The 15,552-nt window shown below is 39.3% G+C and carries 13 protein-coding genes; 1 reads left to right on the top strand and 12 read right to left on the bottom strand.

Features of this window, described 5'->3' with window-relative positions; translation table 11 throughout:
• Positions 1–131: 131 nt before the first annotated feature.
• From mazG to rlmD, 3 genes are read right to left on the bottom strand one after another with little or no spacing between them, the layout of a single operon-like run.
• Positions 132–929 carry a nucleoside triphosphate pyrophosphohydrolase gene (gene mazG / locus RB214_RS12410; protein WP_309167223.1) on the bottom strand — a complete coding sequence of 266 codons (798 nt, stop codon included), beginning with the start codon at positions 927–929 and terminating at the stop codon, positions 132–134.
• A gap of 2 nt (positions 930–931) precedes the next feature.
• Entirely contained in the window at positions 932–3,088 is a 2,157-nt protein-coding gene (relA, locus tag RB214_RS12415) for a GTP diphosphokinase (protein ID WP_309167226.1), read from the bottom strand.
• A gap of 8 nt (positions 3,089–3,096) precedes the next feature.
• The gene (gene rlmD, locus RB214_RS12420) at positions 3,097–4,458 is read right to left on the bottom strand and encodes a 23S rRNA (uracil(1939)-C(5))-methyltransferase RlmD (protein ID WP_309167229.1); all 1,362 of its coding nucleotides are present in this window, start codon (positions 4,456–4,458) and stop codon (positions 3,097–3,099) included.
• 109 nt (positions 4,459–4,567) lie between these two features.
• On the opposite strand from rlmD, the gene barA reads away from it, so the two are divergent.
• Complete coding sequence (gene barA, locus RB214_RS12425) at positions 4,568–7,342, top strand: two-component sensor histidine kinase BarA (protein WP_309167231.1); 2,775 nt, start codon at positions 4,568–4,570, stop codon at positions 7,340–7,342.
• An 82-nt stretch (positions 7,343–7,424) separates the two neighbouring features.
• Here the strand turns inward: barA and pdxJ are convergent, their stop codons facing one another.
• The 9 genes from pdxJ to RB214_RS12470 all read right to left on the bottom strand — a co-directional run bounded on the left by pdxJ (position 7,425) and on the right by RB214_RS12470 (position 15,551).
• Positions 7,425–8,156 (bottom strand): pyridoxine 5'-phosphate synthase, encoded by a 732-nt coding sequence (gene pdxJ / locus RB214_RS12430; RefSeq protein ID WP_002958712.1) that lies wholly within the window; start codon positions 8,154–8,156, stop codon positions 7,425–7,427.
• Between the two features lie 22 nt (positions 8,157–8,178).
• Positions 8,179–8,871, bottom strand: a complete 693-nt coding sequence (gene recO / locus RB214_RS12435) for a DNA repair protein RecO (RefSeq protein ID WP_002958713.1) — start codon at positions 8,869–8,871, stop codon at positions 8,179–8,181.
• Positions 8,872–8,891: 20 nt separating this feature from the next.
• Positions 8,892–9,824, bottom strand: coding sequence for a GTPase Era (gene era, locus RB214_RS12440; protein ID WP_002958714.1), 933 nt, complete (start codon positions 9,822–9,824; stop codon positions 8,892–8,894).
• Positions 9,814–10,491, bottom strand: coding sequence for a ribonuclease III (gene rnc / locus RB214_RS12445; protein ID WP_002958715.1), 678 nt, complete (start codon positions 10,489–10,491; stop codon positions 9,814–9,816). Before rnc ends, era begins: the two co-directional genes overlap by 11 nt.
• A 2-nt stretch (positions 10,492–10,493) precedes the next feature.
• Positions 10,494–11,429 (bottom strand): signal peptidase I, encoded by a 936-nt coding sequence (gene lepB / locus RB214_RS12450; protein WP_002958716.1) that lies wholly within the window; start codon positions 11,427–11,429, stop codon positions 10,494–10,496.
• A 16-nt stretch (positions 11,430–11,445) separates the two neighbouring features.
• Positions 11,446–13,233, bottom strand: coding sequence for a translation elongation factor 4 (lepA, locus tag RB214_RS12455; RefSeq protein WP_002958717.1), 1,788 nt, complete (start codon positions 13,231–13,233; stop codon positions 11,446–11,448).
• Positions 13,234–13,508: 275 nt separating this feature from the next.
• Positions 13,509–13,958, bottom strand: a complete 450-nt coding sequence (locus RB214_RS12460; RefSeq protein WP_182753773.1) for a SoxR reducing system RseC family protein — start codon at positions 13,956–13,958, stop codon at positions 13,509–13,511.
• Between the two features lie 20 nt (positions 13,959–13,978).
• The gene (locus tag RB214_RS12465; RefSeq protein WP_024594972.1) at positions 13,979–14,929 is read right to left on the bottom strand and encodes a MucB/RseB C-terminal domain-containing protein; all 951 of its coding nucleotides are present in this window, start codon (positions 14,927–14,929) and stop codon (positions 13,979–13,981) included.
• A 4-nt stretch (positions 14,930–14,933) separates the two neighbouring features.
• Positions 14,934–15,551, bottom strand: a complete 618-nt coding sequence (locus RB214_RS12470; RefSeq protein ID WP_165742747.1) for a sigma-E factor negative regulatory protein — start codon at positions 15,549–15,551, stop codon at positions 14,934–14,936.
• Between the last annotated feature and the right edge of the window lies 1 nt (position 15,552).

A 15,552-nucleotide genomic window follows, 5' to 3' on the forward strand; every position in this document is an offset into this window, starting at 1 on the left:
ATATAACACCCGAGAAAGAGACTCTGGGTATATCATCAAGACGGGGCGAAATTGTACCAAAACACTGCTTATCAATCCAGCTAAAATTAGCTAATACGCGCACAAAAAATGTGCACTATTTAACATTAAGCCTATTTTACTTTTTTAATCGCATCCCACGCACTATCCATCTCTTCAAAGGTTGCTGTATCTAAGCTTTTACCTTGCGCATGCAAATAAGCGTTTACCTTTTCAAAACGCGCTGAAAACTTATCATTAGCGCTACGAAGCAGTTGTTCGGGATCTCGTTTAACATGGCGTACAACATTAACAGTGGCAAAAAGTAAGTCGCCGAGTTCTTCCGCTGTATGATCAGATAGCGGGTCTTGCTCAATCGCTTCTTTTACTTCAAGTACTTCTTCGCTCACTTTATCTAGTGCACCATGATAGGTTGGCCAATCAAAGCCAAGGGAAGCCACGCGTTGTTGAATTTTTTTGGCTTTACTTAAGCTTGGCATATTGCCAGGGATATCTTGCCAAAAAGAAGGGGATTCGGCTTGTGCTCTAGCACTTCGCTCCTGTGCTTTGATTGCTTGCCACTGCTGTGATAATTGCTTATCTGTTAGCTCTTTTTTTTCACCAAACACATGCGGGTGACGACGGGTAAGCTTATCGTTTAATTGTTCTACTAGATCATTAAAATCAAATAGATTTTGCTCTTTTGCAAGCTGCGCATAAAAAACTATTTGAAATAACAAATCACCCAATTCACCTTTAAGCTCATCTAAGTTGCCTGATTCAATACAGTCAGCAACTTCGTACGCTTCTTCTAGCGTATGCGGCACAATAGATTTAAAATCTTGCTTGAGATCCCACGGACAACCGCTCTTGGGATCTCGCAGTGTTTTCATTATGCTAAGAAGTTGTGTAAGCGCTGCATTATCATTCATGATTAATGACCACGCTTGGCATCATGTACACCTTCAATTTGGTGTAACTTAGAAAGAACACGGTTAGTACCCGATAAGTCATGTACTTCTATTTGCATTGTAAATATAGCTAACTGATTATCTTCAACCGTATTTACGTTCATGTTTAAAACATTTACTTTTTCGTTAGCAAGTACTGAGCTTATATCGCGTATTAGCCCTGAACGGTCGGTGGCTTCTATTTTAATACTTAGTGCGTACGAGCCGTTGATATCATCAGACCAACTTACCGAAATAACACGCTCAGGATGCTGGTTTTTTAAGTTATTAAACGAATCACAGTCTTCCTTATGAACACCTATTCCTCGACCTTGCGTTATAAAACCTATTATTTCATCGCCAGGTACTGGGCGACAGCACTTGGCTACATGGCTCATTAAGCTGCCAACGCCATCAACTACAATGCCGTTTTTGTCACCAGTTACTTTACTTGGTGCTTTAATGCGAATAACCGGCTCATCTTCAGTCCGATCACTTACAAAGTTAAGCATTTGATTGAGGCGAACATCGCCCGCACCAATCGCAACCATTAAGTCATCCAGCTCTTTAAAGTTAAAACGCTTAATGGCTGGCTCTAAATCTTTGTATGTTAAATTGAGCTTTTGCAATTCACTGTCGAGAATTTCTTTCCCCGCACTTAAGTTTTTGTCGCGGTCGAGCTGTTTAAACCAGTGATGAATTTTGGCTCTAGCACGGGATGATTTAATGTATCCTAATGACGGGTTTAACCAATCACGACTTGGATTTGGTTGTTTTTGGGTGAGTATTTCTACCTGATCCCCTGTTGTAAGTTGATGCGTAAACGGCACTATTTTGCCGAATATTTTTGCACCAATACAACGATGCCCCACATTTGAGTGGATGTAGTAAGCAAAATCAAGCGGTGTAGCGCCAAGTGGTAAATCGATAATATCGCCGCTTGGGGTAAATATGTATACGCGATCTTCTACTACTTGGTTTTTAAGCTCTTCTGCTAAATCGCCGCCATCGACTACTTCTTCTTGCCATTGCAGTAATTTACGCAACCAGCTGATTTTTTGCTCATAACCCGAGCCGCGCCCTGGTAATGCACCTTCTTTGTACATCCAGTGTGCCGCCACCCCTAACTCAGCATCTTGATGCATGTCGCTGGTACGAATTTGTATCTCTACCGTTTTACCTTCAGGTCCAAATACCACGGTATGAATTGACTGATAGCCGTTTTGTTTTGGGGTTGCTACATAGTCGTCAAACTCTTTATTAAGATGACGCCAATTGGTGTGCACAATGCCCAGCGCACCGTAGCAGTCTTGCAATCGTTCAACGACGATACGCATTGCCCGAATATCAAAAAGCTGATCAAACTCGTAGTTTTTTTGCTGCATTTTTTTATAAATGCTGTAAATGTGCTTAGGGCGACCATAAACTTGGGCTTCTATGCCCGCTTCACTTAAACGGCTTTTTACTTGCTCAACCATATCTTCCATGTAGGCTTCGCGTGTAAGGCGTTTGTCGTCAAGTTGTTTGGCTATGCTTTTATAGGTGCCTGGGTGCAAATATCTAAACGATAAATCTTCTAGTTCCCATTTTAATTGCCCTATTCCTAATCTGTTTGCCAATGGTGCAAAAATATCAGCCGTTTCTTTAGCGGCAATGACGCGGTCTTCTTCATCCGCATTTTTTACATTGCGTAAATGACATACCTGCTCTGCAAGCTTAATGACCACGGCGCGCACATCTTCAACCATGGTTAATAACATTTTTCGAATATTATCAACTTGCATAGTACCTTTACCTTGATGCGATAAAGTACTAATAGTGGCCATTTGTGCAACCCCAGTTAGCAGCATGGCAATGTTATTCCCAAGCTGCTCTTCGATGGTTTCAAGCGATATTAAGTCGTTTAAAAAATACGGGGTTAAATACGCAGTAGCTAACGATTCGGGGTCGAGATTTAGCTCAGCTAAAATTTCAACCATTTCGATTGCAGTAGTTTGCCTACTTTCACTATCACATTTTACGCAGAGCGCTTGGGCTTTAGTAAGTAGCTCTGTTTTTTCTTCAGACAAGGCAAGAAATGAAAGCCGAGTGCTAAAATCTGTTGTCTCATCTTGTTGATGTGATTGTCGTGTAGCTACCATAATGCGTTCTACCTCCGTTGAAATAACGCCATAGTTTCAATATGCCCTGTATGAGGAAACATATTCATTAGCCCAATTTTATTAAGATCAAAGCCAGCTTGTGAAATAATTGCGCTGTCACGGGCTAAAGTAACAGGGTCACAAGAGACATATAAAATAGTTTTAAACTGCTTTAAAGGTAATTGCTCTAATACAGCCATAGCACCAGTCCTGGAAGGATCGAGTACAAGCACATCTAAGTTTTTGCTAAACCATGGGGCGCTCTGTATGCTTTGGGTTAAATCAAAGCAATGAAACTGCGCATTGGTAATAGAGTTAGTTTGCGCATTTTGAGCAGCCATTGCAACCGCTGAAGTCACACCTTCTACACCAATTACAGATTTTGCTTGTTTTGCTTGTTTTGCTTGTTTTGCTTGTTTTGCTTGTTTTGCTAACACTAATGAGAAATTACCAATACCACAAAATAAATCCAATAAATTTTCATCACCTTTTAAATCAAGCCAATTTGCAGCTTGCTTTAACATAGCTTCGTTAACTTGTGCATTTACCTGAATAAAATTACCTAAACCAAATTCAAATTTTAGATCAAATTCTTTAAGATAATAAAATGGCATGGCTAAGTGTGAATGTTCTATTGCATCGCTCTCGCTTTGCCATACAATTTCAAATTGCTGGCTTTTTGTTATGTGCTCAACCAAAGCCTTTGTATCATCATTAATTGCTTTAGTGTGACGAATAACAACAAAGTTTTGTTTATCACTTTGGCATAACTGTAAATGGCTTATACTGTGCAGTGCTTTGTGTTGATTAATTAAATCATCAAAAAGTGTAAAAACATCTGTAAATACTTCATCAAGTACTGCACATTTATTAATACTCACAATATTTTTTGAGCCACTTGCTCTGTAACCCACGCGCATTTTTTTAGCTGCTTTATCAAACATAACGGCTATGCGAGCGCTGCGTCTGTAATGCACAGGTTTACTTAATAATGGGGTTTGCCAGTTTAAGCTGTTTAATTTAGCAAACTTACTAAATAACTGAGTAACTGCAGTTTGTTTTTCTACAACTTGTTGGCTTACTTCTAAATGCTGTAATTGGCAACCACCACACTGATTATAGTGCTCACAAAAAGCATCTACTCTTGATTCACTTGCTTGAATAACTTTAATTACTTTTGCACTGCTGTATTTAGCTTTATCTTCGACGAGTGTTGCTTTGACTGTTTCGTTTGGTAATGCACCGCTTACAAAACATACTTTATTGTTATGTTTAGCAATGCCACGCCCTTGATGATCCATTCCCGTTATAGTTAATTCTAGTGTTTGTTGCTTTAACGGTTTTTTTTTCGCTTTAAAAATTTGCGCCATTAGGCATTACCTTAACTTTATTTATGAAGCACCTATATTTAGATGCTTTAGAATGCGTGTTGAACCGTATATACTCAAGTCATACTAATAACGATAAAACGCTCTCATTATGACCAAATTAGGCTTACGCGATTCTGTTTTAACACTGACCCTGATCCCAACGGTGATCATAGGATTACTACTTGGTGGCTATTTTACAATAAATCGTTACATTGAGCTTGATGAAATTTTATATCAGCAAGGCACTACTATTTCTGAGCCCCTTGCTATTGCACTTGAGCAACCCATGCTCGAAAAAAACAAACAGCTATTGAATCGCCTTATAAGCTACACACATAACAAGCACTCCTCTACAATTAAGTCGATTGCAATTTTTGATAAAAATAATGCGCTATTAATGACCAGTAATTATCACCGCTCATTTGAAAAGTTAATTAGTCAAAAAACGCTCATAAATTTAAGAACCACCCATGTGCAAAAGTCAGATGAGCTTGTTACATTCTTCACGCCCATTATTAACCATACAAGTCACGACTCTAAATGGGATCCATCTGCTTTTCAGTCATCTCTGGGCACCGTTATTATACAGCTAAACAAAGACCAAGCGGTTATAGGGCAGCAACGTGCTTTATTAATTAGCGGTATTGTAATTATTTTATCATTGGTGTTTGCAGCAATTTTAGCTTTAAGGTTAAGCCGCATGTTTATGACGCCGCTTAATAAGTTAGTACTTGCAACCGACAAGTTAGTCGAAGGTAAAAGAAGTACAGGCCTTAACGACAACATGATAGGTGAATTTGAGTTACTTCGAGAAGGCTTAAATACCATTGCTCACACTATGGTGATGCAAAAAGATGAAATGCAAAAAAATATTGACCAAGCAACTAGCGACTACCGCGAAACACTAGAGCAATACGAAACGTCAAATATAGAGCTCTCATTTGCAAAAAAAGAAGCTCAAGATGCTAACCGTGTAAAATCAGACTTTTTAGCTAAAATGAGTCACGAACTTCGTACTCCGTTAAACGGTGTTATTGGGTTTACACGCCAGCTTTATAAAACACCGCTGAATAAACATCAAAAAGATTACCTCGACACTATTATGCTCTCAGCAAATAGTTTAATGACTATTATTAGCGACATTCTAGACTTCTCAAAACTAGAAGCAGGTGCAATGGAGCTTGAGTCGATACAGTTTCAACTTCGTGATGCTGTAAATGAAGTAATGACACTACTCGCTCCTAGCGCACACGATAAGCAATTAGAGCTATCCATTTACATTAACCAACAAGTACCGGATGACTTAACAGGCGATCCCACTCGCTTTAAACAAGTCTTAATAAACCTATTAAGTAATGCGATTAAATTTACCGAAAAAGGCTCTATTAAGGTCGACATAAGCCATCGGTTACTTGACGACGAACGCACTTCTTTACTTGTGTCAGTAACAGATACTGGCGTGGGTATACCTATGGATAAGCAAGACTCTTTATTCACTCCATTTGGGCAAGCAGACTCAAGCATTACACGTAAGTTTGGTGGTACAGGCCTTGGTCTTATTATTACCAAGCATATTGTTGAAGCAATGAGTGGTCGTATAACGTTAAATTCTGCGCCTGGTAACGGTACCTGCTTTACATTCAATAGTGTGTTTAGTTTGCCAAATCACGTATTTACAAATGACTTACCGACTAAATCGCTCATTGGTAAGCGTATCTTATATTTAGAGCCACATGAGCATACGCACCATGCCGTACTTTCGTTATTAACCCAGTGGGAATCAAACGTTACGGCATGCTTTAACGAAACTAGCTTTTTAGACGCTATAAAAAATACTGAACATAAATATGACGTTTGCTTAATTGGCCATATGGCATCAGTTGATGATATGCAGCAACTAAAAAGCTATGTAAAAGCCGTGCGTGAATCTACTGATTACTTATATTTAATGCTTAATACTGTATCGCACAATATGCGAGAAGCCTTTATAGGCAGCGGAGCTGATGCATGTTTAAGTAAACCACTTAATCACCGTAAGTTATGTGAAGTACTTGCAGCACCTTACAGACTTGACCACCCGACTCATAATATTGAACAAAACGATCAAGCTTTGCTGGCGTTAAAAGTATTGGTTGTTGATGATAACGATGCCAATTTAAAACTTCTCCATACTTTATTAAGTGAACAGATTGAAGTAATAGAAACGGCTCATAATGGTTCACAAGCATACAGCTTAAGTAAAAGTCATAAATACGACATAATTTTTATGGATATACAAATGCCAATTATGGACGGTATAACCGCATGTAAGCTTATACAAGAATCATCACTTAATGAAGATACACCCATTATCGCTGTAACGGCTCACGCCCTTCAAAGCGAAAAAGAGCAACTGTTAAAAGATGGCTTTAAAGGCTATTTAACTAAGCCTATTGATGAAGATATGCTTAAACAAATTATTAGCGATCATAGTCCACAGACCCCGGTTAATCGCGATAAAGCTAAAACAGATACACCACAAAGCCCGGCTCCATTTCAAAGTAGTCGAATTGATTGGGCACAAGCCCTGCAGCGTGCTGGAGGAAAGAGCGAGTTAGCGCTAGAGATGCTTAATATGCTACTTCTAAGCGTCCCTGAAACTCTTACATTGCTTGCTAAAGCGATAGAGAGTAATGATTGTCAGCAAGTCCTAAGTATTGTCCACAAGTTTCATGGCGCATGTTGTTACACTGGTGTACCAAAACTTAAATCGCTCGCAGAAACAATTGAAACATCGCTTAAAAATAAATGCTTGTTAGAGAATATTGAACCTGAATTATTTGAGTTACAGGACGAGCTTGAAAACCTACTTGCAGATGCAAGTGTGACCGAACTGCAAAGATAAGCTTAGAATTTTAGATACAAAAAAACGCGGTATTTAACGCGTTTTTTTTATTAAGCTTTTTAAATACTTATATTTGCTTATCTTACATTCTTGCTTCAATCATTAATCGTTTCATGTCACGTACGGCTTTATCGAGCCCATCTATCGCTGCACGAGCAATAATAGCGTGACCAATATTTAGCTCATAAATCTCAGGCATTGCGGCGATTGGTTTCACGTTATGATAATGAAGACCATGGCCAGCGTTAACAATCAAACCTAAGCTTGCTGCGTATTTAACACCTTCACGAATGTGCTCTAACTCTTTGTGTAAATCAGTATCATTTGTAGCATCAGCGTACGCGCCTGTGTGTATTTCTACATAAGGAGCACCACATTCTTTGGCTGCATCTAACTGTGCTTTATCTGCATCAATAAATAGCGATACTTTAATACCCGCTTCGGTAAGCGTTTTTGTTGCTGCTTTAATTTTATCTATATTACCGGCTACGTCTAAGCCACCTTCGGTTGTTAATTCTTCGCGCTTTTCAGGTACTAAACACACGTACTCAGGTTTTACTTCAAGCGCTATTTTTATCATTTCATCGGTAACAGCGGTTTCAAGATTCATACGAGTTTGAATGGTTTTAGCCATTACATAAACGTCGCGATCTTGAATATGGCGTCTGTCTTCACGCAAGTGAATCGTAATACCGTCTGCGCCTGCATGCTCTGCTACACTGGCTGCATGAGCGGGATCTGGATAGCTTGTTCCACGCGCTTGGCGAAGTGTTGCAATATGATCTACGTTTACACCCAAAAGAATATCTTTCATTTTCTTACCTGTAAAATTACGTTTATTGAGAGGCCATAAATAGCTCGCGGCTTTTTAATGGTTTACTACCTAATAAGGGTTTTAATAAATAGCGACTTAATTGCTTTGCCATATATAGCACATCATTTTGGCTAAAGTCATGATTTGCTATGGCGTTGAGTTGTTTGCCACTAAATCCAGAACGTGTATCTTCTTGTACTAAAAAACCAAGTTCGGGGAAATAACTATACGTCTGCTTTTCATCTATTGGTTCACCACTGGCGTCAAAACTAAAATCCACGCCATAACCGAGTAATTCCAATAGTTGAAACTCGTATGAGCGAAGCACTTCTTGTAAATTGGCCCCGCTGTTTAGGTTTGATAGATGAGTTTTATATAGCTCAAATACTTGTTCAATTGGCTCGTTAACAGGAACGATACGATTTGTAAGCTCATTTAAATAAAAACCACAATAAAGCTCATCACCTTTTAAAAAGTGCGAGTTCCCATGCAGTTCAAATTTATTGATATATTTTAAATCGTACTTGCCACTGTAATTAACAAGCAGTGCCTGAAACGGCTGAAGTTGTGCTTTATGTTTAGTGGCCTGGCGACCACTAATTCGGGCCAGCATTCTTAACTGACCAACGCCTTCTACAAGCATATCTAACATTACTTGGGAGTCACTATAAGGACGCCGATGTAATAAATACGCGGTGTAGAAGTCGCTATCCATTCACTTAGCTACTGCTTGGTCTAGTCTTCACTGTAACCTAAGCTTCTTAGTGCACGTTCATCGTCAGCCCAACCCGACTTAACTTTAACCCAAAGCTCTAAAAATACTTTGTTATCCAGCATTTCTTCTATGTCTTTACGGGCTTCACGGCCAATGGTTTTTAGCTTTTCGCCTTTATTACCAATAACCATGCGTTTTTGTGTTTCGCGCTCAACAAGAATCAACCCGTTGATATGCCAAATACCGTTGTCTTGCCATTTAAACTGCTCAATTTCAACAGTTACAGAATACGGCAATTCTTCGCCCATAAAACGCATTAGTTTTTCACGAATTACTTCAGCTGCCATAAAGCGCATTGAACGGTCAGTTACATAATCTTCCGGAAAGTAAAATTCGCAAGGAGGTAAGCGTTTAGTTACTTCTGCTTTGATTAAATCAACATTTTTACCTTGCGTTGCCGATACTGGCATAATTCCAACAAAATCAAACTTGTCACTTAACCACTTCATATGAGGCAACACAAGGTCACGGTCTTTAACTTGGTCTATTTTATTAATAACCAATAATACCGGCTTACCACTTTGCGATACTTTATTAAGTACCATGTCGTCATCGGCATTCCAATGAGTGCCCTCAACTACAAAAATAATAAGCTCAACATCACCAATAGAGCTAGACGCGGCACGGTTCATTAAACGGTTAATCGCACGTTTTTCTTCAACGTGTAGACCTGGTGTATCTATGTATACCGCTTGGTGTTTACCTTCGGTATGAATACCCATAATACGATGACGCGTGGTTTGTGGTTTACGTGAGGTAATACTCACTTTTTGCTCAATAATTTCATTAAGCAAAGTCGACTTACCTACGTTTGGGCGCCCTACAATAGCAACCATTCCACAAAACGTATCTACATCACCTTCATGAGGCTGTATTAGGGTATCAAGGTTCATTTTTAAGTATCTTCAATGCTTTTTCAGCAGCTTTTTGTTCGGCTTTACGGCGCGAGCTACCTACAGAAATTATGCTATCCATTCCATCAACAATACATTCGACCGTGAATGTTTGATTGTGTGCTTGGCCTTTGGTATCAACCACAGTGTAACCCGGTAAAGATAATTTACGGGCTTGCAAATACTCTTGCAGCAGGGTCTTCGGATCTTTTTGGTTAAGCCCTGGTGAAATAGCATCTAATCGTGATTCGTACCATGACAATATAAGATCGCCACAGCTATCAATACCTGAATCTAAAAATGCAGCGCCAATAATAGCTTCTACTGCATCAGCAAGCGTTGACTCGCGACGGAATCCGCCACTTTTAAGCTCGCCCGGCCCTAAGCGTAAATAATCGCCTAGGCCAAATTCAAGACCAAACTCGGCAAGTGTTTGACCACGCACAAGCGTTGAGCGCATGCGGCTTAAATCGCCTTCACGCGCTTTAGGAAATTTGGCATAAAGTGCATTGGCAATCACAAAGCTTAAAATAGAGTCGCCTAAAAATTCTAGTCGCTCATTATGCTGGCCTTTGTGGCTGCGGTGCGTCATTGCTTGCTCAAGTAAACCTTGATCGGCAAATTCATAGCCAATTTTTTTATATAATTCTGTTACATTTTTTTTCATCGTTACTGAATATTACCTAGGCGCTCAAAGCGAACACCAGTTGGAACCCATCCTGGTAAAATATCATCAGGGCCATTCTCAAATTCAAAACTCATCCATATAAAGACAGCTTTACCCACCAAGTTTTCTTTTGGTACAAAGCCCCAAAAGCGACCATCTTGGCTGTTGTCGCGGTTATCACCCATCATAAAATAATGATCAGCAGGAACAGTCCATTCATCAGAAGGCGTGCCCGGTTGCTGGTAGTAACGCCCTTTTCTCTCAGGCGCTTGTGGGTTGATTAATATATCATGCGTAACTGTTGTTAAATTTTCATTTACACGAGCTAGAGGCATTGGGCCTTGTTTAAATTCGTTATCATTAATTAGTTTAAAATCAATTTTATTGAATTCATTACATAAAAGCTCACCCTGCTGGGTTTCGCCTTCTTTACAATTTGGCTGAATATATAAACGTTTATCGCGATAAACAATTTTATCGCCAGGTAAACCAATTGTACGTTTAATATAGTCAACATTTTCATCTAAAGGGTATTTAAAAACAACAATATCACCACGCTCAGGCTGCCCAATATCAACTAATTGAGTACGCCAAACAGGGTCTTTTATTCCATATGAATACTTTTGCACTAAAATAAAATCACCTACTAATAGTGTAGGCATCATTGAACCGGATGGAATTTGAAACGGTTCAAAGATAAATGATCTAAAAATAGTAATTGCTGCAATCATCGGGAAAATCGACTTTGCTGTTTCTGTTAGCACTGGTTCTGGTGCAATTAATGCCGCAGTTTCTTCATCTAACGGTGCTCCAGCAGACGTTTGCGCTATCGCTAAGCGCTCCTGTCTTTTTGGGGCGTACATTAAGTGATCTATTAACCATATTAAACCTGAGCCTAAAGTTAATAACACCAATAAAACTGAAAAATAACCAGCCATTTATAATCCTTTGTTTTTATTTGCCAACTTTTAAAATAGCTAAAAACGCTTCTTGAGGCACTTCAACATTACCTACTTGCTTCATACGTTTTTTACCATCTTTTTGCTTTTTAAGTAGCTTTTTCTTACGGCTCACATCACCGCCGTAACACTTAGCAATTACGTTTTTACGTAATTGTTTTACCGTAGTACGGGCAATAACATGTTGTCCGATAGCAGCTTGAATCGCAATATCAAACATTTGACGTGGGATAAGCTCTTTTAACGCATCAGCTAACTGGCGGCCACGAGACTGCGCACCATCTCTGTGAACAATTATCGCAAGTGCGTCAACGCGCTCACCATTGATTAAAATATCAACACGCACCATATCTGATGTTTGAAAGTGTTTAAAGTTATAATCAAGAGACGCAAAACCACGGCTAGTAGATTTTAATTTATCAAAGAAATCCATCACCACTTCAGCCATAGGTAGCTCGTAAGTTACAGCTACTTGCTTTCCGTGATAAGTCATTTTTGTTTGGCTACCACGTTTTTCAATACACAAAGTAATAACGTTACCTAGGTATTCTTGTGGTACCAAAATATTAGCTTCAACAATCGGCTCACGAATCTCTACAATATCGTTTACTGCAGGCAAATCAGATGGATTATCAATCTGAAATGTACCTTCTTTAGTAACTATCTCATAGATTACCGTAGGTGCTGTTGTAATTAAATCAATATCGTATTCACGCTCTAAACGCTCTTGAATGATTTCCATGTGTAGCATACCTAAAAAGCCACAGCGGAAACCAAAGCCAAGTGCAGTTGAATTCTCTGGTTCAAAGAATAACGACGCATCGTTTAAGCTTAATTTATTAAGTGCATCACGGAACGATTCATACTCATCGGATGCAATTGGGAACATACCCGCATAAACCTGAGGCTTAATTTTTTGAAAGCCAGGTAAGCGAAGTGGAGCTGCATTTTTTTGATGAGTAATAGTGTCACCTACTGGCGCACCATGTATCTCTTTAATACCAGCAATAACAAACCCTACTTCACCTGTTCTTAAAATACCGGTGTTGGTTTGCTTAGGTGTGAACACACCTACTTGGTCAGCAGTATGTATATGCTCGTTCGACATTATTTTTATTTTGTCGCCAGTGCGTAATTCACCGTGCTTAATACGCACTAGTGATACAACGCCTTGGTATGGGTCAAACCAAGAATCGATAATAAGTGCTTGTAAAGGTGCATCTTTGTCGCCTACTGGCGGCGGTACATCTTTAACAATCATTTCAAGAACTTCGGCAATACCTACACCTGTTTTAGCGCTACACTGCACTGCATCAAGGGCATCAATACCAATAATCTCTTCAATTTCTTCTGCAACACGTAAAGGATCCGCTTGCGGTAAATCGATTTTATTAAGTACTGGAATTACTTCTAATTCCATTTCAATAGCGGTGTAACAGTTAGCTAGTGTTTGTGCTTCAACGCCTTGGCCTGCATCAACAACAAGCAACGCGCCTTCACAAGCAGCTAAAGATCGTGAAACTTCATACGTAAAATCAACGTGTCCTGGAGTATCAATGAAATTAAGTTGGTAGGTTTCGCCGTCGTTCGCTTTGTAATTCAACGTTACACTTTGCGCTTTAATGGTAATACCACGTTCGCGCTCAATATCCATTGAATCCAAAACTTGTTTTTGCATTTCACGGTCGGTTAAACCGCCACAAACTTGGATCAAACGATCTGAAAGGGTCGATTTACCATGGTCAATATGGGCGATGATCGAAAAATTACGGATATGCTTCATAAACTGGATTCTATACTTCTATTTTAATGGACTAAATATGAATACCTAAGTGACTTGAAAATACTTGCTTTAGGATGCCATAAGCTAAATTTGTATATAACAAACTGTACTTACGCTTTTTAAGATGGGTTATAACCATTTTATGTATTGAATAACAATAAGTTATATTTACTTAACTTAAATAATTCAGCCAGATAAAATAATTTAAAAAACCACGGTTCCCTGTATTTCCAAGTTACTTTGGTATAAAACGGCAATTTTACATTTAATTGGCGTCAATCACCATCTATTTGAGTTAAAGGGATACTAATTGGGTGAATTTTTATAACTTTTATATCGTGCTTTAGAGATTTCACGCGAGTTTTAGCTATAAAAAAGCCAGTAACGCCACCTAGAGTAGCAGCTAAAATCTGCCAGCCTTCGGAAGCTATAAACAATTGCGCCGCAACAAATGCAAAAACAAGACTCAAAAGGAGCGGTAGCATGTAAACCGCAAAAGCATGCTTAACGACATGACTATCATCTAGTGACAAAGTGACCTTTTGCCCTATTTCTACAGAGGATTCGAATTTATAAGGAAAGGTTTTTTTTGCAGTGCCAAATAATTTACTAAACACTTGTGAGCCGCAACGACCATTGCAGCCTTCACAAGCTTGTTTTTGCTGTGCTTCTAAATGAGCAATGTGGCCATCGAGGGCCACAACAGTGAGGGTTTGTTCAATCATAACAATCCTTACGGAATCGTCTATAGTGCGCGAGTAACTGACTCTGCAATCGCTTTTGCGGTCATACTCGGTACATTACCAACAACCGATACATCAAAATTACCGCCATTATGCACATATACTGTCGTTGCACCAGAAGTGAGTGCTCCACTTAAACGCTTACCTGGTAATGGGCGCTGAATAAATACAGAAACCTCAACAAAACCATCAGAGAACAAGTAATAATCAGTTAACTCGTTATTTAAATCGAGCTTATGTCTGTCTGATTTTAGCAACTCAAAGCCATCTGGTAACCAACTGATTTTCCAATTAGTGGCAGTACTATCTTCATTTATAAGTGCATTGTTTGGCAAAGGCGTTGGAAAGTTTCGATTGAGCACTTCAACTAGCATACCGGCTGGCTGCTCTGTCACACTAATATGTGTAAGCTGTAACTGCTCTAAGGCTTCTCCTTCATGGTTAACGTACGCTGCTTTTAGTAACAACGACGATTCCATATCCAACCAAATCCAGTAATTATATTTATACTCGTCTTTAGATTCAATGCGAACAAGTTGCGCTGCACGCCCTGCAATACGCCCTTTTCCGCCTAGTACAAAATCATAATGCGCACTTAAGCGATCTATATCTTTAAAAAGTACTTCAGGGATTGGACCTGCTATTGAATCTGTTTTTAGAGAATATGGTTCAGACTGAGGTTCAAAATAAGTAACTTGATTATCGATACGGACCATTTCAAGCCCAGCACCGTTAAGTAAACTTAAATGCTCAAGTTCGGTGTCACCTTGTAAAGCATGCACCCATCGGTAGGGTTCCATTGTTTTACCTTTGACAACCACAAACGAGGCGTCAAAATTACGGGTGTGAACGGCATTAGCCATTTTGAGTAATAAATCTTTGGCAGGATTTGTGTCGTTGGCAAATGCATTAAAGCTTACTACCAACGACAGAACAAAAGTGATTACTTTCATTTAATTAGTTTTTTTCCTCAGACGCTTTGGTATTAGTTTGCGCTGTTTCTAAAGAATTCGCAACTCGTGCTTGGCGTTGATGCTCAAGAACTAACGCACCAATACGCTGTTGCTGTAGTTCACGTAAACCTTGCTCAGCATTTTCAAGCGCAGGCTCAGACGAATAACTTACTGGCGAGGCCATACCTGCTAGCGGTGTGGTTTGCAGTAATGGAATTTCACTTTGCTGTTCATTGTTACTTTGAGGAAGCGTATTAACGCCCACAATAGCAAACATCGCTACACTTGCTGCAATAGCTAATTGGGCAACTGGTTTGCGCCAATTAAAAGCGACTACTTTATTACCTTGTACTGTTTCAGTGATTGCTTGAGGCTGTGTTTTTGACTGACTAAAGTCAGCATAAACAGGCTCGCTTTCTAGTGCTAATGCAACGCGATCGCTAATATCAATATGTATGTCGTTATTATTTTTTTGAGCACGCATCGCATCACCAATTAACGCATAACGGCCAAACGTAGTTACATCTTGCTCTGCAATTTTTGCATCAGTTAGATGTTGCTCGCCATCAAGTAATGCCGATAACGCTTCGTTATCTAACTTGTTAAGGTGTGCTTTTGTCATA

This window comes from Pseudoalteromonas sp. HL-AS1, from assembly GCF_031198785.1.
Classification (GTDB): Bacteria; Pseudomonadota; Gammaproteobacteria; order Enterobacterales; family Alteromonadaceae; genus Pseudoalteromonas; species Pseudoalteromonas distincta.